General features: G+C 30.9%; 20 protein-coding genes and 2 pseudogenes. 16 read left to right on the top strand and 6 right to left on the bottom strand.

Annotated elements, in window-relative coordinates; genetic code table 11:
* Positions 1-542 precede the first annotated feature (542 nt).
* Complete coding sequence (locus tag A7L45_RS15790; RefSeq protein ID WP_071613685.1) at positions 543-1364, bottom strand: MBL fold metallo-hydrolase; 822 nt, start codon at positions 1362-1364, stop codon at positions 543-545.
* Between the two features lie 386 nt (positions 1365-1750).
* On the opposite strand from A7L45_RS15790, the gene A7L45_RS23325 reads away from it, so the two are divergent.
* The 3 genes from A7L45_RS23325 to A7L45_RS15780 are packed head-to-tail and all read left to right on the top strand — an operon-like array spanning position 1751 to position 2805.
* Entirely contained in the window at positions 1751-1918 is a 168-nt protein-coding gene (locus A7L45_RS23325; protein WP_169829611.1) for a helix-turn-helix domain-containing protein, read from the top strand.
* Positions 1919-1922: 4 nt separating this feature from the next.
* Positions 1923-2609 carry a DUF5131 family protein gene (locus A7L45_RS15785; protein ID WP_071613684.1) on the top strand — a complete coding sequence of 229 codons (687 nt, stop codon included), beginning with the start codon at positions 1923-1925 and terminating at the stop codon, positions 2607-2609.
* Positions 2610-2619: 10 nt separating this feature from the next.
* Positions 2620-2805, top strand: a complete 186-nt coding sequence (locus tag A7L45_RS15780) for an IS3 family transposase (RefSeq protein WP_084647482.1) — start codon at positions 2620-2622, stop codon at positions 2803-2805.
* Between the two features lie 58 nt (positions 2806-2863).
* Here A7L45_RS15780 and A7L45_RS15775 read toward each other — a convergent pair whose 3' ends face one another.
* Both A7L45_RS15775 and A7L45_RS15770 read right to left on the bottom strand, forming a co-directional pair.
* Positions 2864-4051 (bottom strand): MFS transporter, encoded by a 1188-nt coding sequence (locus A7L45_RS15775; RefSeq protein WP_071613683.1) that lies wholly within the window; start codon positions 4049-4051, stop codon positions 2864-2866.
* 473 nt (positions 4052-4524) lie between these two features.
* A pseudogene (locus tag A7L45_RS15770) lies at positions 4525-5636 on the bottom strand (P-type ATPase actuator domain-containing protein).
* Positions 5637-5870: 234 nt separating this feature from the next.
* On the opposite strand from A7L45_RS15770, the pseudogene A7L45_RS15765 reads away from it, so the two are divergent.
* Positions 5871-6125, top strand: a pseudogene (locus tag A7L45_RS15765) (SPASM domain-containing protein); the annotation flags it as partial.
* A 162-nt stretch (positions 6126-6287) separates the two neighbouring features.
* Here A7L45_RS15765 and A7L45_RS15760 read toward each other — a convergent pair.
* The gene (locus tag A7L45_RS15760; protein WP_071615008.1) at positions 6288-7175 is read right to left on the bottom strand and encodes a phosphatidylserine decarboxylase; all 888 of its coding nucleotides are present in this window, start codon (positions 7173-7175) and stop codon (positions 6288-6290) included.
* Positions 7176-7797: 622 nt separating this feature from the next.
* Here A7L45_RS15760 and A7L45_RS15755 point away from each other — a divergent pair.
* The 5 genes from A7L45_RS15755 to A7L45_RS23545 all read left to right on the top strand — a co-directional run bounded on the left by A7L45_RS15755 (position 7798) and on the right by A7L45_RS23545 (position 11011).
* Positions 7798-8625 carry a MerR family transcriptional regulator gene (locus A7L45_RS15755; RefSeq protein ID WP_071613682.1) on the top strand — a complete coding sequence of 276 codons (828 nt, stop codon included), beginning with the start codon at positions 7798-7800 and terminating at the stop codon, positions 8623-8625.
* Positions 8626-8781: 156 nt separating this feature from the next.
* The gene (gene lpdA, locus A7L45_RS15750; RefSeq protein ID WP_071613681.1) at positions 8782-10152 is read left to right on the top strand and encodes a dihydrolipoyl dehydrogenase; all 1371 of its coding nucleotides are present in this window, start codon (positions 8782-8784) and stop codon (positions 10150-10152) included.
* 67 nt (positions 10153-10219) lie between these two features.
* Positions 10220-10468: a TIGR03905 family TSCPD domain-containing protein gene (locus A7L45_RS15745; protein WP_071613680.1), complete on the top strand. Its 249-nt coding sequence runs from the start codon at positions 10220-10222 to the stop codon at positions 10466-10468.
* Positions 10469-10518: 50 nt separating this feature from the next.
* Entirely contained in the window at positions 10519-10842 is a 324-nt protein-coding gene (locus A7L45_RS15740; protein ID WP_071613679.1) for a thioredoxin family protein, read from the top strand.
* A gap of 28 nt (positions 10843-10870) precedes the next feature.
* A complete protein-coding gene (locus A7L45_RS23545; protein ID WP_170288016.1) occupies positions 10871-11011 on the top strand; it encodes a hypothetical protein in 141 nt (46 codons plus the stop codon).
* A gap of 84 nt (positions 11012-11095) precedes the next feature.
* On the opposite strand, the gene A7L45_RS15735 is transcribed toward A7L45_RS23545, so the two are convergent.
* Positions 11096-12217, bottom strand: a complete 1122-nt coding sequence (locus A7L45_RS15735) for an arginase family protein (RefSeq protein WP_071615007.1) — start codon at positions 12215-12217, stop codon at positions 11096-11098.
* A gap of 525 nt (positions 12218-12742) precedes the next feature.
* On the opposite strand from A7L45_RS15735, the gene A7L45_RS15730 reads away from it, so the two are divergent.
* The 6 genes from A7L45_RS15730 (at position 12743) to A7L45_RS15705 (ending at position 19865) form a co-directional block, all read left to right on the top strand.
* Complete coding sequence (locus A7L45_RS15730) at positions 12743-13663, top strand: LysR family transcriptional regulator (protein WP_071613678.1); 921 nt, start codon at positions 12743-12745, stop codon at positions 13661-13663.
* A gap of 848 nt (positions 13664-14511) precedes the next feature.
* Positions 14512-15378, top strand: coding sequence for a MurR/RpiR family transcriptional regulator (locus tag A7L45_RS15725; RefSeq protein WP_071613677.1), 867 nt, complete (start codon positions 14512-14514; stop codon positions 15376-15378).
* A 200-nt stretch (positions 15379-15578) separates the two neighbouring features.
* On the top strand, positions 15579-15797 hold the full coding sequence (locus tag A7L45_RS15720) for a cation transporter (protein ID WP_071613676.1): 219 nt from the start codon (positions 15579-15581) through the stop codon (positions 15795-15797).
* Positions 15798-15940: 143 nt separating this feature from the next.
* On the top strand, positions 15941-17824 hold the full coding sequence (locus A7L45_RS15715) for a heavy metal translocating P-type ATPase (RefSeq protein WP_071613675.1): 1884 nt from the start codon (positions 15941-15943) through the stop codon (positions 17822-17824).
* Positions 17825-17850: 26 nt separating this feature from the next.
* The gene (locus A7L45_RS15710; protein ID WP_169829546.1) at positions 17851-18150 is read left to right on the top strand and encodes an ArsR/SmtB family transcription factor; all 300 of its coding nucleotides are present in this window, start codon (positions 17851-17853) and stop codon (positions 18148-18150) included.
* 77 nt (positions 18151-18227) lie between these two features.
* The gene (locus A7L45_RS15705; protein WP_071613674.1) at positions 18228-19865 is read left to right on the top strand and encodes a methyl-accepting chemotaxis protein; all 1638 of its coding nucleotides are present in this window, start codon (positions 18228-18230) and stop codon (positions 19863-19865) included.
* Between the two features lie 81 nt (positions 19866-19946).
* Here the strand turns inward: A7L45_RS15705 and A7L45_RS15700 are convergent, their stop codons facing one another.
* Positions 19947-20966, bottom strand: a complete 1020-nt coding sequence (locus A7L45_RS15700; RefSeq protein WP_169829609.1) for a helix-turn-helix domain-containing protein — start codon at positions 20964-20966, stop codon at positions 19947-19949.
* A 159-nt stretch (positions 20967-21125) separates the two neighbouring features.
* Between A7L45_RS15700 and A7L45_RS15695 the strand changes: the two genes are divergently transcribed.
* On the top strand, positions 21126-21392 hold the full coding sequence (locus A7L45_RS15695; RefSeq protein WP_071613673.1) for an HD domain-containing protein: 267 nt from the start codon (positions 21126-21128) through the stop codon (positions 21390-21392).
* The last annotated feature ends 6 nt before the right edge of the window (positions 21393-21398 follow it).

The raw sequence follows: 21398 nt of genomic DNA, 5'->3' as shown, positions 1-21398 counted from the left end.
TTATTCAGTTCACTATAATAGGAATCATTACTAAATACCAAAATGTTTGTTGTTTCCTTAGTAATAGTTCCAACCTTTAATGAGATTAATTATTCTTCAATTCCTTCAGGTAATACAACTGTTGCCTATTTTTGCGCCACTGTATCAGCTATTGCTTAGGATTTTTTTAGATATAAATAAGATAAAAATCCTTTTCAAACTTCTTTCTTCCTGCACCAAGCTGTTATATTAAGAGTGCTTGCCTTAAAATCTTCTACTAATATCATCCATTCTTCCGCAATTCTTCTTTTTTTCATCTAAATCAAATTTTTCAAATTTATACTCAAACTGATTTTTTAATCTATGTATGACGCAAAGATATTATTTTTTTCCAATCATATGCTTTCCTGTAAAAAATACATTTACTTTTCAAATACTTATAATATAAAATATCCAGGTGCTATAAATCACACCTGGATATAATATTACATTAATATCTTTTAAAAATTCAGTTCAAAAGTATACTAACTATGGAGTAATTGAATATTGCTAACTAAAATATATTACTTGTTTTCTGGGAATAAATAGCTTAAAGTTATATCTATTAAAGATGCCGCTTTATGATTTGGATATTTTCCTAACATATACTCTTTATATTCTTGTGCTTTTTCTTTGTTAGTCTCATTTTTACTATTTAAATTCTTTAGACAATCATCTACATCTTTAATATATTGTATTACTTCTGAAAAAACTTCATTATTAGCTGGAGTACCATGCCCTCCTAATACTAATTTATAATTGTTGTCCTTTAATTCCTCTAAAGTTTTAATCCAATTAGCTCTATCCTTTTCATTCTGAGCTAAGAAAATATGACAGCCACTATAAACTACATCTTGAGCTATTAAAACATTGTCCCTTGGTATTTCTAACATGCTAATTGTTTCTCCTTCTGTTCCAACAACTTTTTTAACTACCATCTCTACCCCATCAATAGTAAGATTTCCTTCTTCAAGAATGTGAGTAGGTACTGTCTTCATTAGCGGAACAAGTGGCCCTGAGTGATTAAAGAATTGGTAATTATTAATTATTGTATCTCCTAACTGTTCTATTTCATCCTTTACTTCTTTTAATGCATAAATTTTTGTATCTTTGAATAATTCGCTTCCAAACCAGTGATCAGGATGATTATGAGATATAATTAATCGTTCAATTGGCTTATTTAAATTATCTATGTATTCTCTTGCTTTACTTGCATCTGGAAGAAGAAATTGTGCGTCAATTACTATAAGGTTATTTTTTGTCTCAATAATTTGAGTATTAACTAGTCCAGACTCCTCAGGTGATGTAAATGTGTGAATTGAATAATCTTTAAATTTATTAATCATATTAAATACTCCTTTATCTAATTATTTAGTTTTCCTTGAATTTAATTTATAATATACTAAGTTTAAATTACTTTTCTTATTTAATTACTTGAATTTTATCCATTCAATCGCACCACCCTATAAGTATATTTTTAAATTTTCATGTAGCAATATTACCACGGGGTATACTACTATATAAAATATTACTATATAGTAGTATAATGTGTCAATAGCTATTTAATAAATAAATTTTAAAAATCCATTTTCTTAAAAAGCTATGGTTAGTATTTAAAATATAAATGGTTATTGTTATAGTTATTGGCCTTGACACACTTGCTACTATATAGTAATATCCTACATAAGAGCTTGTTAATCGAACATTCAGCAAAACTAATAGAAGAAAGGTTTTGATTGTTTTAACAGAAAAAGCTAAAAAATTACAAAAAAAATATCATAAAATATCCTCAAAAATGAATGAAATTTATTATGAAGGTTTCAGTGATGATGAAATAGTACAATTTGAATATTATTTATCAAGGATACTAAAGAACTTAAATCAAAAGGAAGAGGAGTAAAACTATGGAGATTTGGGATATAGGGAAACTTATTAAAAATTTGAATCCAGTAAGTGGATGCACGGTAGGCTGTAATTATTGCTATGCGAGAGGTATCAACAAGCGTTTTAAGATAACACCTGATTTTTCTGTTCCTCAGTTAATGGAAAAACGCTTTAGAAGAATTGCTACTAAGACACCAAATACTTATCTAATGACAAGTATGAGTGATTTTTCAGATTGGAAAACTGAATGGATTACAAAAGTTTTTGATATTATGAGTGAAAATCCTCAGCATGTTTATCTATTTCTAACAAAGCGCCCAGAATCTATTAAATTTGAAACCAATTTTAATGATGTATGGATGGGCGTAACAATAACAGCTGAATGCGACAAAAGCAGAATTCAATCTTTGCGTGAAAATATAGAAGCCAAAAATTATTTTCTTGCCTTTGAACCATTGTTTAGTGAGCTTGGCATTCTTGATTTAGATGGGATAGGCTGGGTCGTAATTGGAACTGAAACTGGTAGACGAAAAGGAAAAATTAATGCTGAAAAAACATGGGTTTTAAATATTGCTAAACAAGCTAAAGCAAAAAATATTCCCGTTTTTATGAAAGGATATCTTGAGGACATCATAGGTGAAGAAAATATGATTCAAGAACTGCCAAAAGACTTTCGTAAACAAATCAAGGGTCGAGCGTTGCATTGATAATGGACCAATGGAAGTTTTTTGGGGAATCTTAAAAACGGAGATGTATTATCTTCATAAATTTGAAGACTATGAAAGCTTAAAAAAAGCTACTGAGAACTATATAGACTATTATAATAATAGACGTTATCAGAAACATTTAAAGTGCATGACACCAATAGAATATCAGCAATATCTATTAGGTAATGCAGCATAAACAAAGCGCCTACTAAATGATAGACGCCTTACTTGAAATCTTTAATTATTTCCACTGTCTACTTGACAGTGGGCAGTTCATATGTGCTTCCTTTTCTACCAAGTAAAAAGTAATAAAAAACAGGGATTACAAAGACAGTTATTCCTAAGCTCATATATAATGTTTTATAACCTATTAATGGAATAATTAATCCAATTATAGAAGGCCCAAATCCAGAACCTATATCCGAAAATATAGAGAATGTAGCTGTAGCTAAACCTAAACGATTAGGTTCAGCAGATTTAATTGCTATAGTTTGTGAAATTGATGAAACATTTCCAAAACCAAGTCCCATCAAAGCACCTGCCAATAATAAAGTTGTACTATTTGTCACTGAGCTAAGAAGAATTAATCCTATAGCAAATATAACAAGAGCTGGATATATAATAAAGTTTGCACCTTTTTTATCAACAATACGACCTGTAAAAGGTCTTGATATTAAAACAACAACTGTATATACCATAAAGAAATAACTTGCTGTTTTTACTAATGATAATTCAATTGCATATAGGTTTATATAAGAAAGTACACTAGAAAAACAAAATGATGCAGCAAGAATTATTATAGATATAGAAATTACTTTTGGCTCAATAAAGTTAGATAATTTCAATTCAGTATATTCGTTCTTAGAGTTTCTTACTGGTACCGTGGAAAAATCAACAAAAATTCCTGCTCCCAAACTAACAATACCTAACATAAAACATAGCATGAAAATTGTATTAAAATTTGAACTTTGACTTAAATAAAGTCCTATAAATGGACCAATTCCAGTACCAATCGCAGTACTTACTGCAAAATAACTAACACCTTCTCCTTTTCGAGATAGAGGTAACGTAATTGCTACAACAGTGGCTACAATTGTAGTTACTACCCCAATACTAAATCCATTTATTAATCTGACTATAGTTAGAAACATAAGTCCATAATCAGCAAAATACAATAAGCTGCTTAAAATGAAAATGCTTAAGCCCATCGTTAATAATTTCTTAGAATGATGCATTCGTCCGGTAAAAATACGTCCAATTAAAGTTCCAATAATAAATATACCAGCTACAAATCCTGCTTGCCCAGTAGAGGCCTTAAAGTTATTTATAGCATAGATAGTAATTGTAGAATTTAGTAAAAAGTATATTAATGTTAAAAAAAAATTAATTAAGGAAAGAATAAGAAAATTCTTTGTCCATAAATTTTCTTTTATTTTAACCACATTTAATCACTCCTTTCTTAAGTGAATTTTTTTATTAGCTGCCTTGACTTCTTTTTCTATTGCTGATAAATTCTAATTAACAGCAATTTTAGTGTAGCATCATACTTCTATAAAGTCAAGTAGTTGTTAAAAATATTTTAACAACAAATAACATTATTTTTATGAAATATTCAACTTTCATTACAGAAATATTATGATGAAATCCAAGAAACTGCTGAACATAAAATGAAATAAATAACTTTTACAGAAATTGTTTTAAAATAAGTTGCTATTTGTCTGTTGGACATGATATTTCAAACATAGTATCGATTGTCTGGTGTAGCAGATTTGCTTTTTCATTAATGATAGTTTAGAGATTCAAGTTTGTAAAATATTATTATTCTTGTTATAACCACAATAAAGGGAAAGTCAGATACAACATGTTCTGGTAACCGACTTTCCCAGTTATTTTAATAAATTTTTCTTTATAGATTTTAATAAAAATTCTTTTTTACAATTAAAGCTCTTGTAGCAGTCAATACTGCTAAAATCATAACAACTACATCAGCAAAAATTGCAAATCACATATTGGCAATTCCAATTGCTCCGAGTACAAGTACAATGACTTTTACACCAATTGCAAGTACAATATTTTGATGTACTATACCAAGAGGTTTTCTAGAAATTTTCATAGCAAGAGAAATCTTTGAGGGATCATCATCCATTAGTACAATATCTGCAGCTTCAATAGAAGCATCTGAACCAAGTCCACCCATTGCAATACCCAAGTCTGCTCGAGCAAGTACAGGAGCATCATTTATACCATCACCTACAAAAGCAAGTTTTTCCTTGACACCTTTTTTTGCAAGAAGCTCTTCGACTTGATTAACTTTGTCAGCTGGAAGAAGTTCACTTCTTACTTCATCTATGCTGGAGTATAGTATCTAGCAAATCTTGTGATAAAGTTTTCTGATTGAGATTTCTTCATGCTTGAAATTTCTACTAATTCCAGAAGCTTAGATACAGTAGATTCTCCAAACTCTTTGGTTGTACTTATTTTAATAAAACCAGATAAGTTGATGCATCCACTTAAAACGTTCACCTGTTAGGGCACTAGTATTTAAAGAGGAAGTTCCTTCTTTAATTGTACCGTCAATTGCAATTTTTTCACCTGGTTGTACAACAATTACGGTTCCTATAGCAACTTCATCTGGATCTATTTTTATAAGTTTTTTATCCTTTTCAACATTAGCATAATATGGATGTATATCCATTAATGATGAGATATTTTTACGGCTTTTTCCTACAGTATAACTTTGGAACAATTCTCCGATTTGGTAGAAGAGCATAACAGCAACACCTTCTGAGTATTCGCCAAGAAGGATTGCTCCAATTGTTGCAATAGCCATAAGAAAATTCTCATCAAAATTTTGCCATTAAAAATACCGAGAATTGCTTTTCTCAATATGTCATATCCAATAATTAGATAACATATTAAGTATATTGCTATTTGAATCCAACCTGTTGTAGAAATTAAGGCCAAGGATACCATTAGAATTGCTGAAATAATTATACGCCACAACATCGCCCTTTGTTTTTTTGTCATGATTCCTTCCTCCTTAAACACAATTTTCTATTTTACATAGATTTCGCAATCTGGTTCTACTTTTTTACATGCTTTTGTAACTTCTTTCATTACAGAATTAACATCAGCAGCATCTTCAAATTCTACAGTAGGATTGTTAAGGATAGAAAAAAAGGAAAGAGCTGTAGTGGAAGTTGCAGCGGGTGTTATTAGAAAAAGTTACTGTAGCAAGTAAAATAGTTAGGTAGTAGAGAAGGAAAAGAAGAATTTAAATTGGGAAGTATTTATGAAGACACTTTTTATAAGTCTTTAGCTAAGAAATTTAAGAAAGCTCATATTTACAATAAACCAAAGTGTAGAGAATGTTGGGCAAAATTTTACTGCAGTGGTGGATGTCAGGCGAATAACCTCAATTTTAATGGTGATATGAATATTCCTTATGAAATTGGATGCAAAATGCAAAAGAAAAGGATTGAGTGTGCAATTGCATTAAAAGATATAGAAAATTGATAAACATTATTAATAAGTATAAATTATGGTTATAACTCTTAAAAGAGACATCATCAAAAAACAGGACTACACTGTTCTTTGATGATGCCTCTTTAAGGGCTATTCTTATATACTTTGTTTGCTTATATTTGTATCATAATCGCCAGAAAAAATACTAATAATCTAGAGTTTAGTTCCAATTTTTTCGCCTAATGCAACCTTACATTCAAAACCTAATTTGGATTGTTCACAAATATCATCATCTATTTTTACGCAATCTTTCTTAAAAAATAATATTGTTGTAGAGCCTCCAAATTTAAAATATCCCTTTTCATTACCTCTAGTTACTCTTATATTAGGTGAATAAGTTTGGATTATTGAACCAACACAAGTGGCACCAACTTCGATATACAATATATCATTGAAGTTATCAGATTTAAATAGTGACCATTCTCTTTTGTTTTCACAAAAAAGCTTTGGGATAGTCTTTAGAGCTATTGGATTTACAGAATAATAATGCCCATTAATAAAATGACTTTCACAAGGAACACCTGAATCTACAAAATGAAACCTATGGTAATCAGTAGGAGCTAGTCTTAGGATAAGACATGTTCCATTTTGATAATTATTTGCGATGTCATCTTTATTGATTAATTTCTTTAAACTATATGTCAATCCTTTGATTTGAATTATATTCTCTAAATCGATATTTTCATATGCAATAAGTCTCCCATCTCCAGGAGCGATTAAAATATTTTTATCTTTATTAATTGGTCGAGACTCAAGAGTTAATTCTCTAGTGAAAAAGTCATTGAAAGAAGTAAATTCATTAATCCCTTTTTTAGTGATAGTCATATCAATACTAAATTTGTCAACAAAGGGTTCAATTTTATTAGCGCTTAATTTAGTATCACAAAACCTACCATATAGTTTAGAAAACAATCTTTTCTTAATAATAAGTTCAGTAATATTTTTGCCAATAGGAGAACCATATATCCATTCAAGATATCCTTTTCCTGCAACAAGCTCTTCTTCATAAGATTTATTAGTTCTATCATATACTTTTATCATAAATTTTACTGGCCATAACTTAAACATGTATTAATTATGCTTTAATGAATTATACATGATAATATTATGGCACGTGACCTCCTTTATTAAAATTAAATTTATATATACCAATAACTGAGTTTTCTAATTTGAAATTTTATGTTACTAATATATTTTTTAATCATATTCTTAATTATAGCATAATCTAATTTGCAAATGTCAATTAAAGAAACACATTGTGAGGTTAAACCCAAATTGCGTGTTTCTAATTGAAGCGTTGCTCAACCACTTTTGTATATTCATCTTGTTTTAAATTGTACACCTAAATAATATAATGCTAAAATATATAAGGATACGAATTATGATAAATCAATATGTGTCAATGCTTTATGCGAGTTACTCTGGAATTATTGTAAACTTGAAATATAAATACATATTAATTAAATATAGATTAAAAACATAAATTAATGTAATTATACGATACTAAGAATGAGTGAGCTATCAAGAGAAAATTAAAGAACATAGAAGAAGGAGATATATTAAAATGAAAGAAATAATTTAGATAAAATACAGTAAATGGATAATTATTTTATAGCAGTAGATTTGGTTAAATATTTAGTATTATTAAACATAGGAGGATTACATGAAACAATACTATAGAATAGGTGAAATATCTGAAACTTATGGAATAGGAAAAGATTCATTAATGTATTATGAAAAACTTGGAATAATAAGACCCAATAGAGGTGAAAATGGTTATAGATTATATAATATAAAAGATGTATGGAAATTAAATTTAATTAAAGAACTTAGAAATTTTGATATTTCGATGAAAAGAATCAAAGAATATTTAGAAGATAGAAGTATAGAAACGACAAAACAAATATTACAAGAAGAGGTTAAATTAATAGATGATAGAATCCAACAATTAACAAATAATAAGGATAATATTATTAGAAGATTAAAATCAATAGATGATATAATTTCTGATATAGAATTAAATAAAATACAAGTTAGACATATTAAATTGAGAAAAGCGTTAAAATTAAATGCAGGTATATCTAATGAAGGTGAAGCAGAATGTATCATTAAAAGGCTTCAAAAACAATATGAAGATAAGATTTATATATTAGGAAATGGCAATATTGGAGTTGTATACGATGAGGAAAAATTAAATAAAATTGGAGATATGAAATATAAAGCAGCCTTTTGTTTAGTAGATTATGATGATGTTAATTATAATATGATATTAGATGAAGGAGATTATGTTAATATTGTTTATAAAGGAACTTTCGATGAAGATATGAAACACATACAAAATATGATGAAGTATATAGAAGAAAATAAATATAAAGTAGTAGGAAATATGATAAAAATATGTAAAATAAATATACATGAAACTGCAATAAAAGAAGAACATATTACTGAAATTCAAATACCAGTGCGCAAAATTAATAATTTTAAAGAATAATTGAAATAAACTATAAATATTAAAATTACTTGACCTTGGTATTATACCATAGTGTATATTCTTGTTATTAGACCGGTACTAGATATTAAGGTCTAATTGATATTAATAATTTTAGTATTGTATAAAAGCAAGATAAATATACAAGGAGGTAATACGATGAAAAAATTTGATGTTGTAATTTTAGGAAGTGGACCGGCAAGTGGTGAAGTAGCAGGAGTTTTTTCAAGATTAAATAAGCGTGTGTGCATTATTGAAAAAAACTCTAATATGTTTGGAGGAGTTTGTGCAAATAAAGGATGTATGCCAACTAAACATTTAGTAAAAGCAGCTGAAATTGCTGAAATAGCTAAAAAAGCTCATGAGTTTGGAATAGAAATTCCAGAAGTGAAAATAAACATGGAACAAATTACAAAAACTAAGGATATGCTTTTAACACAATTAAATTCTATTAATAGAAAATTTAATATGGCTGAAATTGTAATAGGTCATGGAAGATTTATAAGCAATGATAAAGTTGAAGTAAGTATACCTGATGGATCTGTAGAAGTAGTTGAAGCAGAGCAGTTTGTTATAGCAACAGGAGCTAGACCTAAGTTAATTCCAGGAATTAATATTGATGGAAAATATATTTGTACAAGCAATGAATTATTAGATAATAATGATATACCAAAGAAGCTATTAGTAGTTGGTGGAGGTGTAATTGGTTTAGAATTTGCCTCTATTTATAATAGCTTTGGTGCAGAAGTAACTTTAATCGAGGGATCAGAAAGAATTTTGATAAATGAAGATGTGGACACAAGTGCAATGGCAGAAGATTTACTAAAAAATAAAAAGATAAAAATTTATGCCAATACAAAATTGAATAAGGCAGAGATAATAGATAATAAAGTAAATTGTTCACTTGACGGAAGTTATATCAATACAGAATTATTTGATAAAATTCTAATAAGCATTGGAAGAAAACCTAATATAGAAGATATTGGTTTGGAAAATACTGATGTAAAAGTTAAAGATGGATTTATTAAAGTAAATGACTATTTACAAACAAGTGCTAAAAATATTTATGCAGTTGGTGATGTTATTCCTACAACTATGCTTGCTCATACGGCTATGTATGAAAGCACTATTGCTGCAGCTAATATGGTGAAATCAGAAAGTATGAAATATACTAATAAAAATACACCAAGAGTAATATTTTCAAACCCTGAAATTGCTTCTGTAGGATTAACAGAAAGTGAGGCAAAAGAACAATATAAACAAACAAAGATTATAAATTTTCCAATGATGATGAATGGTAAATCAATTATCAATCACTCAATTGAAGGAAGGGTAAAAATTATTTATAATCCTGTTGATGGAGTTATTCTCGGAGCAAACATTATAGGAAGCGGTGCTACAGAATTAATACATGAACTAACGCTTGCAGTAACTAATAAATTAACTATTGATAATTTAAAAAACACTGTACATGCTCATCCAACTTTATCTGAAGTACTTTGGTTTGCAGCTTCTAAGGGCAGCATTTAAAGTTACCATGTAATTTAGAGATAGGATGAAATTAGCTAATGAATATTTTTAAAAGGAGGTAATATTAATGAAAAAAATAAAATTTAATCCAACTGGAGTTTGTTGTAGAGAAATAAATTTTGAATTAAGCGATGACAATAAAATAACAGATGTGCAGTTTATAGGTGGATGTCCAGGGAATGCGCTTGGTATTAGGAGTTTAGCAATTGGTATAGATGCTAATGAAATTGCTGATAAATTCGCAAATATACGTTGTGGTAATAAGGAAACTTCTTGTCCTGATCAATTTGCAAAGGCATTAAGAGAAGATTTATAATAATAGTATTAAAGATATTTATAAATATAGCAATCAGGGGGATGGAGTAGATGTTAAAAATAAATAGTGATGAAGAAATTAAAAATATTATTAGTGGAAATGAAATGGTTATAATATATTTTAGTAACAAAGTCTGTGGGGCTTGTGAAGTGATTAAGAGTAAGGTTGAAAGAATATTAGAATCTTATTCTAAAGTAAAAAGTGTTAATATTGATGGAGAAAAGCAAACGGAATTTGCAGCAATGAATAACGTTTTTTCATTTCCATTATTAATACTTTATATTAATGGTAAAGAAACAATAAGGGTTGGAAGAAATGTTGATTTATTGGAATTAGAAAAAAGCATTAATAGATATTATAATATGTTGTTTTAGAAGATTAAATCAATTTTTTATAATTTTAATGTCAAATGCAATGTTTATAGGAGGACTAGGAACAATCCAAATGGGTGCTGTGTCTATTGCTTATCCAATTACTAGTAGTAGCCAAAAACAAAGTTTCATGATGGAAATATGCCTATATCCTTTTTCAATCTCTAAATGAAAAAAGAAACCCGTCTCTCGAACAATACGAAAGACGGGTTTCTCGACACTCGAAAAAATACCATATGACTTTAGTTTATATATATCACAACTTCCAAAATTCAGATTGAACTCTTTTTACTTTTTCGATTTGATTTGCTTGATCTATAGATACTGCATTTGCTGTATTAGGATTAATAAATCCTCCAAATCCACAATCGACCGTTATTAGGTCTTCCACAACACTTTTTTTGCCACTCAACCCTTCAAGAACTTTTGAAACACAGAATGGCATATATGAACCTGCTCCACCTTCCATAACAGCTACAAGGCGACCTTCACAATTACGATCAGCAATTCCCTTCACTATCTCAGTCAATTTTTTATACCCTGTAGCTGTGATTTGCTGACCCCCAAGTGGATCAAATATATTTGCAGCAAAGCCGGCTACTACAATGACAAGTTCCGGTTTATACTGATCAGCAATTGGAACAATAATCTCTTCAAAGGCCTTAATATGACCTAGATCTCCTGTACCTGCCGGCATAGGGATAGGTATGTTATAACCTCGTCCATCACCTTCTCCAACGTTTTCTGCATCTTTATCATGAGAAGAATTACGTCCAAATGTTCCTGTTTGATGTGTTTCAATATATAACACTTCAGGATCATTGTACCATGCCTCATGAATACCATTTTTATAATGACAATCCCAATCAATGATCATAATTCGCTTTAAGCCATACTTTTTTTGAGCGTAATTCGCCATGATATTAAAATTATTGACGATACAAAAACCATAGCCATGATCTTTTTCAGCATGCGCACCTGGAGGTCTTTGGAGACAGAATGCATTTGTCACCTTTCCATCCATAACTGCATCAAGTGCTGCTAAATCGCCGCCCACAGCTAATGAAATGATATCATAAGAACCCTTTCCTACATACGCAAAGGGGCCTACTTCTCCGCCTTCAGCATCACTTAATGTCTTAAGCTTGTCAATATATTGAGGCGAATGAAAATATAAAAGTTCTTCTCTTGTTGCCTTCCTTGGTTCCAATGGAATTAAATCATCGATAAACCCACTGCGATTCAGTAAATTGAAACTTTGCCTAATTCTATTTACATCATCGTAGTAAGATTTCAACTCAACCCATTTACTGTATGCTGCTGGAAAAATAAGAGCTCCGTCACACGGATTATGCCAGTTAAAATTTTCGTGATACATTAATCCTGTCTGTACTATTTTTTTCACTTTAAATTACCTCCTTGTATAATTTTAAAATCTTATATACACAATTAAACACATATTTAATCGTTGCTTTTAAATTATCACATATGTATGTATCAATACAAACAGAAAAAATTTACCCAAATCAACCATTTAGTTGTTTTTAGACCATAACATAAGGCTTCTGTTTTTATCCACAGCAGAAGCTATTAGAATACTTATCAACAAAATATATAAGAGTTTTAACTTGAATTGTGATGTCCTTAGCTTGAGGAGGATTACTATTTTTTTTACAGGCTTTTCCCCTTATACATTAGTTTTTTGACGATCATTAAAGTTCTTGACAATTTGTAAAAAATGTTAATAGGTATTTCCTTTATTGAATTTGGTTATTGTATCTTAAACATAAAGAGAATATAATAAATCCAATATTCTGCGTGTATTATAAAACTCTTACTTCCAGCAGATGGCTATTTGGCTATTTTCTATACTATAAAATTATAATTCTAAAGGAGCTTAACTATGAATCAGCACCAACTTTTATATTTTTTAGAAGTTTACCAGCTGCAAAGCATCAAAAAAGCAGCAAAAAAATTAATCATTACTCCTCAGGGCATAAGCAAAACACTACTGTCCCTAGAGAAGGAACTCAATGCGTCTCTATTCGTTCGCACAAAAAAAGGTCTGATTCCTACCAATCAGGCTCATATGCTAAAACCACATGCAGAAAAAATCTTAAATGAGTTTTCTACAATACAGGAAAAGTCTTTTTTCATGCATACTCAAAAAGATTTTCTCAAGATTCTTTCTACTGCAGGCGTCTTAGATTATTTAGGTGTTAATTTCATCAAAGATTTTCAAAAAGCCCATACGGAAATTTTGTTAAACTTTACAGAAACCACTGATAAAGCAGCCACAGTAGAACTATTGAATGATGAAATTGAACTATCACTGCTCTCCTCACCAGTCGATACCACTCTCTTTTCCTACCAGGCTTTGTTTTCTAATTATTACTGCATCATCGTAAATCGCAAAAATCCACTTGCCCAAAAAGCAGCACTTTCCTGTACTGATTTCAAAGACCAACCTTTGGTATTAAAAGGTCGTGAACAACCATTTTTTAATATTTTTCAGGAGAATTTGATAAAAAACGACATCCGACCAAATACGATATTGGAAACAAATGTTGATTCCATCATCGCCGATATAGCTGAACAAAATCTAGCTATTGGTGGTTCGCTGGATTATCTGGCATTTCAAAACAAACGCCCCCATACTGTAATCATTCCATTAGCAGATAATCATACTATGCGGACAGTTTATTTAGCACAAAAACATCATACGGTCTTAACGCCTCAGGCAAAAGCTTTTAAAGATTTTTTGCTTAATTGGCTGGAATGGAATCAGGATAGTCTTTTCCATTGGAACGCTCTGCAGCAATAACATCTTCTGTAGTAACAATCCAACGATTAAGCTTCCTCCGTTTACCTTATAATATATTTATGCAGAGGCCAGTATTTATTGTCGTGATAATTTCCACGCAAAAACCAAATTTTGTAATGATAAATTGTTCTTCTTAAGCCACTTAAAGTATCATTTCAATGCAGTTACTCTTATGCTATTTTATTTACTTTATATTCCATGATTAGATACATAGTATAGACCCTTACATTCGGAATTTTGTTAGTTCCTAAGGAACATTCTTACCATGAGTATTTTATGGACTCCCGATCTATCGTACACACAACCACCTCTGCTTCGCTGTTCATTTACTCTGCATATGCACAGCATTAGGGTGTATTCTCAATCGACTTCACCGAGCTTTATATCTCTCATTTCTTAATAAATAAGACACATATCGGAGTATCAGAGAAAGCCCTTCAAGGCGTTACACCTTCATTTGACTTTTCAATGCCATCAGTTCTTAAACTTATTCAGTTTAGGCAACTCTTTTCAAGTTGCAACGTGTCGCACGCATATCATTTTTTATATTTTCAAACTCTGAAATAATAATTTTAGCTCTTCGTTTTAAGTTATGTGCAGGTACTGTCGGTTCAACTCCATGAGCTGCACGTGTAAATAATTATACTCCTAATTCAGCTTCAAGATTCTTAATGGTCTTATTTAATTCTTGAGAGGAAATGAAGAAATAGAAAAAGAAATTGTTAATAAATATTGTATATTGCTATAGAATAGAAAGGATGATAGTATGAAAAGAAAAAGAGGAAAATATTTCTCTAGATCTGCTATGTATAATTTTATTAATATTTAAGGTGAATTAGGAGGTAATTATGACTATAGAAAATATGATTAAATGCTGTGATAATCTAACACCGACTGAAAATCAGTTAGGGCAATATATAATGAAAAATAAATATCAAATTGACCAATTATCAATTCGAGAGCTCGCAGAGAAAACATTTGTGTCGAAATCTGCAATTCATCGTTTTTGCAAAAAGATTGGTATTGATGGGTTTAATGAACTTAAGGTAAAACTTGTTCAAGACATTGCAGTAGAAAATAAAGCTGATAATCAGATTGATGTGAATTTCCCATTTTTACCTGACGATAGTCAAGGAATATTAGCTCAGAAGTTACTGGAATTATATGAAGCATCAATAGCTGACACATACAATTCTATAAATTTACTGGAATTAAATAAAGCGGTTAAATTATTACATAATGCAGATATTATAGATATATATACCCATGCACACAATATTAATGTTGCAGAAAATTTTCAAGATAAAATGCGTGCAATTGGAAGAATGGTTTGCTGTCCCGAATCATTTTATGATCAGCGTTGCACTGCAACAGCATCTAAAAAAAGTCATGTGGCTATAATTATATCATATTCAGGAAAAGCAACGTTTTTACCTTCTATTGCAGAAATATTACATAGACGAGGTATTGAGATAATTTGGATAGGAAGGCTTGGGAAAAGTGTTGCATCAAATTATATAAAACACAATTTGTATATAAGCGATAGAGAAAATTTAAGAAATAGAATATCCCAATTTTCATCACATATTGCAATGCAATATTTGTTAGATGTGATTTTTAGCTGTATTTTTAAAATGGATTATGAAAAAAATCTGGATTATATTCAAGAAGTTGAAAGCAGTGTTGATGATAGAAATATTAGCGAAGAGAAATAAAAACTATTCCGTCCATGAAGAATTGCTAATCATTAGTACCTCTTGAGTTGCTCCATTTGGAAATTGATTTTATCCAAATGGAAGTATTATTATCTACTCTATTGACTTATTATAATGATTACGGTAAATTATAGTTAACGATTAAACAAGTGTTTAATTGAATATACGAAAAATAATTGTTGAGAGGAGCTAATATTACTATGAAAAAGAGTTATAAGATTGATGTAGACTGTGCAAACTGTGCAAATAAAATGGAGGATGCTGCAAAAAATACAGCAGGTGTAAAAGATTGTACTGTAAACTTTATGACACTCAAAATGAATGTTGAGTTTAAAGAAGGACAGGAAGCAAAAGCTGTTATGAAAGAAGTCCGCACTAACTGTAAAAAGGTAGAAGATGACTGTGAAATCTTCCTTTAATTCAATTGGATAAAAAATAATATGACATATTTGTATGCACCCTTATATTTGGCTAGGCCAGAGGGGTGCAAAAAAAGAGACTTATATATGAACAATTGTTCATATATTTAATTGATAATTTCAAAAAGAAAGAAGGAATTAATATGAATAAGAAGCAGAAAAAGATGTTAGTAAGAATCATTGTAGCAACTGTTCTTATGATTGCATTGAATTTTATACCAGCGAAAGGTGCTACGAGATTTCTGTTATATCTAATTCCATATATTATTATTGGTTATGACATTTTGATTAAAGCTATAAAAGGAATTAAGAACGGACAAGCATTTGATGAAAGTCTTTTGATGGCGATAGCAACGATAGGGGCCATGGCGCTTGCGATATACGAGGATGGCGATTATATGGAAGCAATTGCAGTTATGTTGTTTTACCAGATTGGCGAATGGTTCCAGAGTTATGCGGTCGGTAAAAGTCGTAGAAATATCAGTAGTCTTATGGATATACGCCCAGATTATGCTAATATTGAGAAGAATGGAAAGCTAGAGCAGGTTGATCCAGATGAAGTTGGAATTGGTTCAGTTGTTGTTGTACAGCCTGGCGAGAAGGTTCCAATTGATGGAACAGTTGTAGTGGGAAGCTCTAGTCTTAACACCAGCGCGTTAACAGGTGAAAGCCTTCCTCGTGAAGTGAGTGTAGGCGATGAAATCATCAGCGGATGCATAAATATAACTGGCGTGCTTAAGATTAAGACATCCAAGGAATTTGGCGAATCCACAGTATCCAAGATTCTTGAGCTTGTGGAGAATGCAAGTTCTCGAAAGTCAAAATCAGAGGACTTTATCACAAAATTTGCAAGAATTTACACACCTGTAGTTGTATATAGCGCAATTGCACTTGCAATTATTCCACCACTTGTCCGCATGTTTGGTATGGGACTTGGCGCTGATTGGGGAACATGGATTTACCGTGCATTGACCTTCCTTGTAATCAGCTGTCCATGTGCTCTTGTAATCAGCATCCCGCTAAGCTTTTTCGCGGGTATCGGTGGAGCAAGCAAAGAAGGTGTTCTTGTAAAAGGTTCTAATTATTTGGAGATTTTAGCACAAACGAAATATGTCGTTTTCGATAAGACAGGAACTTTGACTCAGGGTGTATTTGAGGTAAATGGTGTACATCACAATAAGATGGAGGAGAAAATGCTGTTAGAGTATGCGGCTCTTGTAGAGAGTGCCTCTTCTCATCCAATTAGTAAGAGTTTACAGCATGCTTATGGTAAGGAGATTGACCGCTCAAGGGTCACAGATATTCAGGAAATCAGTGGAAATGGTGTTACCGCAAAAGTAGATGGAACTACCGTAGCAGCAGGAAATGCGAAGTTGATGAAGAAACTTGGTATTAAGTACATGGAGTGTCATGATGTAGGAACAATCATTCATATGGCTGTGAATGAAGAATACGCGGGACATATAATCATTTCAGATATTGTAAAGCCACATTCAAAAGAAGCTATTGCAGCATTAAAGGCTGCTGGAGTAGAAAAGACGATCATATTGACAGGAGATTCAAAGAGAGTTGCAGACCAGGTAGCAGGATATTTAGGACTGGATGAGGTATATAGCGAATTACTCCCTGCTGACAAAGTGTCAAAGGTTGAGGAACTTTTGTCTTTGAAGTTGGATAAAGCAAAGCTGGCATTTGTAGGTGATGGTATCAATGATGCGCCAGTATTGACAAGAGCAGATATTGGTATTGCGATGGGGGCCATGGGTTCTGATGCAGCAATTGAAGCAGCAGATGTGGTTCTTATGGATGATGATCCACTAAAGATTGTCAAAGCTATTAAGATTTCACGTAAATGCCTTAGAATTGTGCATCAGAATATATGGTTTGCGATTGGTATTAAGTTGATTTGTCTGGTACTTGGAGCGATAGGTATTGCAAATATGTGGCTTGCTATCTTTGCCGATGTGGGAGTTATGATTATTGCGATATTAAATGCAATTCGTGCGCTATTTACAAAAAAACTATAGGAAAAGTTGAAGCGGAGGGGAAGATTTTGATAAAAGAAAATACAGATTTATTAGAAGAATCCTATCGCATCGCAGATTTATTCAAAGTATTTGGAAATACTACTAGGATAAGGATACTACATTATCTTTTTCTAGAAGAAAGTTCTGTGGGTGATTTGGCAATGGCTCTTGAAATGAGCCATTCAGCCATATCACACCAATTACGGGTTATAAAAGAAAGCAGACTCATAAAAAGCCGAAGAGAAGGGAAATTCATTATTTATTTTCTGGCAGATAATCATGTAAGAGCAATTATCTCGCAGGGAATCGAACATATTGAAGAATAAGATGGAAAGTATATGTAACTTCAAAAGGACTATTTCATGATAAAATAGTTCGAAAGACAACAGAGGTGGAGGATTATATGTTTAGTTCTATAAGAAAAAGATTGATTTTTAACTTTGTTTTAATTGCAGCAATAATAATTTTGACTTGTACATCTTTCCTTACACATCAAATGATAAATGGAATACAAAATCAAATGAAAGCTGATGGAATTACTTTGGCAAATAATATAAGAGCGAGCATTGAGAAAACAGGAATAAAAAATATAGATAAAATACAGGATATATTAGATGGTATATACGATTATTCTGATGGGCAATTATGTTATATTGATGTAGTGTCAAAAGATAAAACCCTTGTTGCAGGAACATCAAAGAATTCTATTGGCCAAAAAATTAATTCGAATGAACTAGGAAGTGTATTTGAAGAGAAAACAAGCGGAAACATCTATGAGTGGAAAGGAATATCAGCATATAATGTAGGAATGCCTATTAAAGATGGAAATAGCGTAGAGTATAGTCTTTCGGTTGGTATTTCTATTGATAGTATGCAAAAAGCTATTAAAGATACAATTATAAAAAGTATAATCCATGCTATTACAGTTCTAATTCTAGCTGCCATTGCAGGAATATGTATAGGCAAACGAATTGCGAGGCCTATAGAAAGTCTTAAAGAGACTATTGAAAAAATAGGTGAGGGAGATTTAACTGCTGAGTATAAAGTTACAGGTAAAGATGAAATAGGAAAACTTGCAGCTGTCAGTAAAGAAACTACAAAAAGTATTAGAGAACTTGTTAGAAAAATTAAAGTGATATCAGAAAGTTTAAGTGATTTATCTAAAAATATTAATGAGGGCGGAAATACAGTAGCATTATCTAGTGAAGAGATTGCTTCTTCAGTAACAAGTGTATCTGAAGAAGGAATAAAACAAACAGAGTCTTTAGAGGATGCAGTTAGATTATTAGAGAATTTTTCGGTAGATTTAGATAATGTTGAAAATGAACTAACTATATTAGCTGATATAGGAAATACTATAAAAGAAGATACAAATATAGGAGCAGATACTGTAAATAAATTAACCAATACTATTGATGAAATGTTAAATTCATTTTTAATAGGAAAATCAAAAGTAGATAATTTAGATAAAACTATATTTCAAATTAATTCTATAGTTGATGTTATAAATGGTGTAGCTAGTCAAACTAATCTTTTGGCTTTAAATGCATCCATTGAAGCCGCAAGAGCTGGCGAGGCGGGAAAAGGATTTTCAGTAGTAGCAGAAGAAATACGAAAACTTGCAGAAGAAGTTCTAAATTCATCAAAAAGTATAACTCAATTAATAAATACGGTAATAGAAGAAACGGAAGTTGTTTCTTCTGCAACAAAGCATGCAACTAAGATGGTGGAAGAAAGTAGGAATGAGGTTAATAATGTTGCGAATTCATCTAAGAGAACTATTGAGAAAGTAAATGAGATTTCTAAAGAAATTAATAAAGTGCGTTTAGTACTTAAAGGAACAATGGAAAGCAGAAATAAGATTTTAAATACAGTTGAAAATATAGCTTCAAAATCACAAGAAATTTCAGCTCTTTCAGAAGAGGTAACAGCATCGACAGAAGAACAAACAGCTATAACAAATGAATTAGCCATAACTTCGCAAAAAATAGTTACTATATCATCTGAATTAAAAAATGATATTTCAAGTTTTAATGTATGATTTTTAGAATATGATAAAAAACTTATGTAACAACACGATTGATAAATACCTCATTTTTTATAAGTTTATATCAGAATGGAATCATGTTTTCGGAAGATCCGTATTTTCCATTTTGTATCGTGTTCTGTATTCTACAGGAGGAATTTGCATGATTTTCTTAAACGCGGTGGCAAACTTACTCTGACTTTCATAGCCCATCATCTCAGAAATTTCGCCTACCGTCATAGTAGTTTGGCACAATAGATTTGCAGCATGATGCATACGATAATCCTTCATATACTGGGCAATCGGCTGACCATAAATTGATTTGAATGCTTTCTTTAACGTAGAGGTGTTAATTAAGAAATCTTTGGAAAGCAATTCTATTGTCGGATGTTCTTTTAAGTCGGAAGTTAGTTTTTTATGCATTTTCTTAATCGTGCTTATGATTGCAGCTGGATATGGGTCTTTACCTTTAGACTTTGATAAGTCATATATATTTAAAAATAACAATAATTCTTGTAGTTTAAGCTGTAAATATGACAATTGATAAGCGCTAGGCACTGTATCCCAAAGATAAAATAGTGTGTCCATTTTTGTAGTGGCTGGCAGGACAGTAATCTGACCGGCATCGCAAAACTTTGATTTCAATTCAATAGGATTGTATCCTATTGAACATAACGCTTGTGGCAAATGATTTTTAAATTCATCCAAATCCAGAAAAATGGTAAATCCTTTATAATATTCTAAAGGGAGGGCCATAGAAGATGTGGCACAATGATCCATCATATGTATTGAAATATCACCAGCTCCAAGGTAAAGACAATCACCATTATGCAAAGTCCACCCCATCCGTCCCTCAAGGCAAAAGTTAATCTGCATAACTTGATCCATAGGGTCATGATTAAAATCAAAGGCTGTTCCCTTATATTCATTCAATATAAGCTCTGCTCCTGGAAAAACAGGATAGCCAGTAAGTAAACCTACTCCGCTACAAAACATTATCTTATATGTTACACAAGGTAATTGTTTTTGAGTAGTGGTTGGATTTTTTTTTAGAAAATGCAATCTGTCTAACAGAGTCATGTTTTTGTTTGGCATTTCATTATTATCTCGCTTCATTTTAACCATCCCCATTTAAAGATATAACTGTTAAGAAAATTATATAAGATTTTGTCCGATATAGCAAATAAAAAGGCTTGCTAGCACCAAAGTCAGTTTTTTAGAATTCTGGGCTAAATATATCGAAATATTTATTTTATTATTTCACTATACTGGTGGATGTCAGGTGAAAATATTCTTAAGACATACAAACAATTACATATATCTCAAGAATATAATAGCTTTATTCCAATAAATGTAGATAGTAAATATATAAATACATATGTAATTTTATTTCAAGCAATAAGGCTTAGTGCATTGCTACATGATGTTGGACATCCACTATTTAGTCATGTTACTGAATTTGCATTAAAGGATGTATGGAAAATAATAAATGAAATTAATAAGGAAAATAGAACTGAAAGACAAGAAAAGTATATAGATTAGATCTCG

It is taken from the genome of Clostridium estertheticum subsp. estertheticum, assembly GCF_001877035.1.
In the GTDB taxonomy this organism is placed as follows: domain Bacteria; phylum Bacillota; class Clostridia; order Clostridiales; family Clostridiaceae; genus Clostridium_AD; species Clostridium_AD estertheticum.
Note: the sequence above shows the minus strand (reverse complement) of the source record. Positions and strands in the feature narration are given on the sequence as shown.

What these genes read in the sequence shown, in the direction of transcription:
- A7L45_RS15790 (WP_071613685.1), bottom strand. Translation starts at nt 1,364, where the DNA reads ATGATTAATAAATTTAAAGATTATTCAATTCACACATTTACATCACCT.
- A7L45_RS15785 (WP_071613684.1), top strand. Translation starts at nt 1,923, where the DNA reads ATGGAGATTTGGGATATAGGGAAACTTATTAAAAATTTGAATCCAGTA.
- A7L45_RS15780 (WP_084647482.1), top strand. Translation starts at nt 2,620, where the DNA reads ATGGAAGTTTTTTGGGGAATCTTAAAAACGGAGATGTATTATCTTCAT.
- A7L45_RS15760 (WP_071615008.1), bottom strand. Translation starts at nt 7,175, where the DNA reads ATGATAAAAGTATATGATAGAACTAATAAATCTTATGAAGAAGAGCTT.
- A7L45_RS15755 (WP_071613682.1), top strand. Translation starts at nt 7,798, where the DNA reads ATGAAACAATACTATAGAATAGGTGAAATATCTGAAACTTATGGAATA.
- lpdA (WP_071613681.1), top strand. Translation starts at nt 8,782, where the DNA reads ATGAAAAAATTTGATGTTGTAATTTTAGGAAGTGGACCGGCAAGTGGT.
- A7L45_RS15745 (WP_071613680.1), top strand. Translation starts at nt 10,220, where the DNA reads ATGAAAAAAATAAAATTTAATCCAACTGGAGTTTGTTGTAGAGAAATA.
- A7L45_RS15740 (WP_071613679.1), top strand. Translation starts at nt 10,519, where the DNA reads ATGTTAAAAATAAATAGTGATGAAGAAATTAAAAATATTATTAGTGGA.
- A7L45_RS23545 (WP_170288016.1), top strand. Translation starts at nt 10,871, where the DNA reads ATGTCAAATGCAATGTTTATAGGAGGACTAGGAACAATCCAAATGGGT.
- A7L45_RS15735 (WP_071615007.1), bottom strand. Translation starts at nt 12,217, where the DNA reads ATGTATCACGAAAATTTTAACTGGCATAATCCGTGTGACGGAGCTCTT.
- A7L45_RS15730 (WP_071613678.1), top strand. Translation starts at nt 12,743, where the DNA reads ATGAATCAGCACCAACTTTTATATTTTTTAGAAGTTTACCAGCTGCAA.
- A7L45_RS15725 (WP_071613677.1), top strand. Translation starts at nt 14,512, where the DNA reads ATGACTATAGAAAATATGATTAAATGCTGTGATAATCTAACACCGACT.
- A7L45_RS15720 (WP_071613676.1), top strand. Translation starts at nt 15,579, where the DNA reads ATGAAAAAGAGTTATAAGATTGATGTAGACTGTGCAAACTGTGCAAAT.
- A7L45_RS15715 (WP_071613675.1), top strand. Translation starts at nt 15,941, where the DNA reads ATGAATAAGAAGCAGAAAAAGATGTTAGTAAGAATCATTGTAGCAACT.
- A7L45_RS15705 (WP_071613674.1), top strand. Translation starts at nt 18,228, where the DNA reads ATGTTTAGTTCTATAAGAAAAAGATTGATTTTTAACTTTGTTTTAATT.
- A7L45_RS15700 (WP_169829609.1), bottom strand. Translation starts at nt 20,966, where the DNA reads ATGAAGCGAGATAATAATGAAATGCCAAACAAAAACATGACTCTGTTA.
- A7L45_RS15695 (WP_071613673.1), top strand. Translation starts at nt 21,126, where the DNA reads ATGTCAGGTGAAAATATTCTTAAGACATACAAACAATTACATATATCT.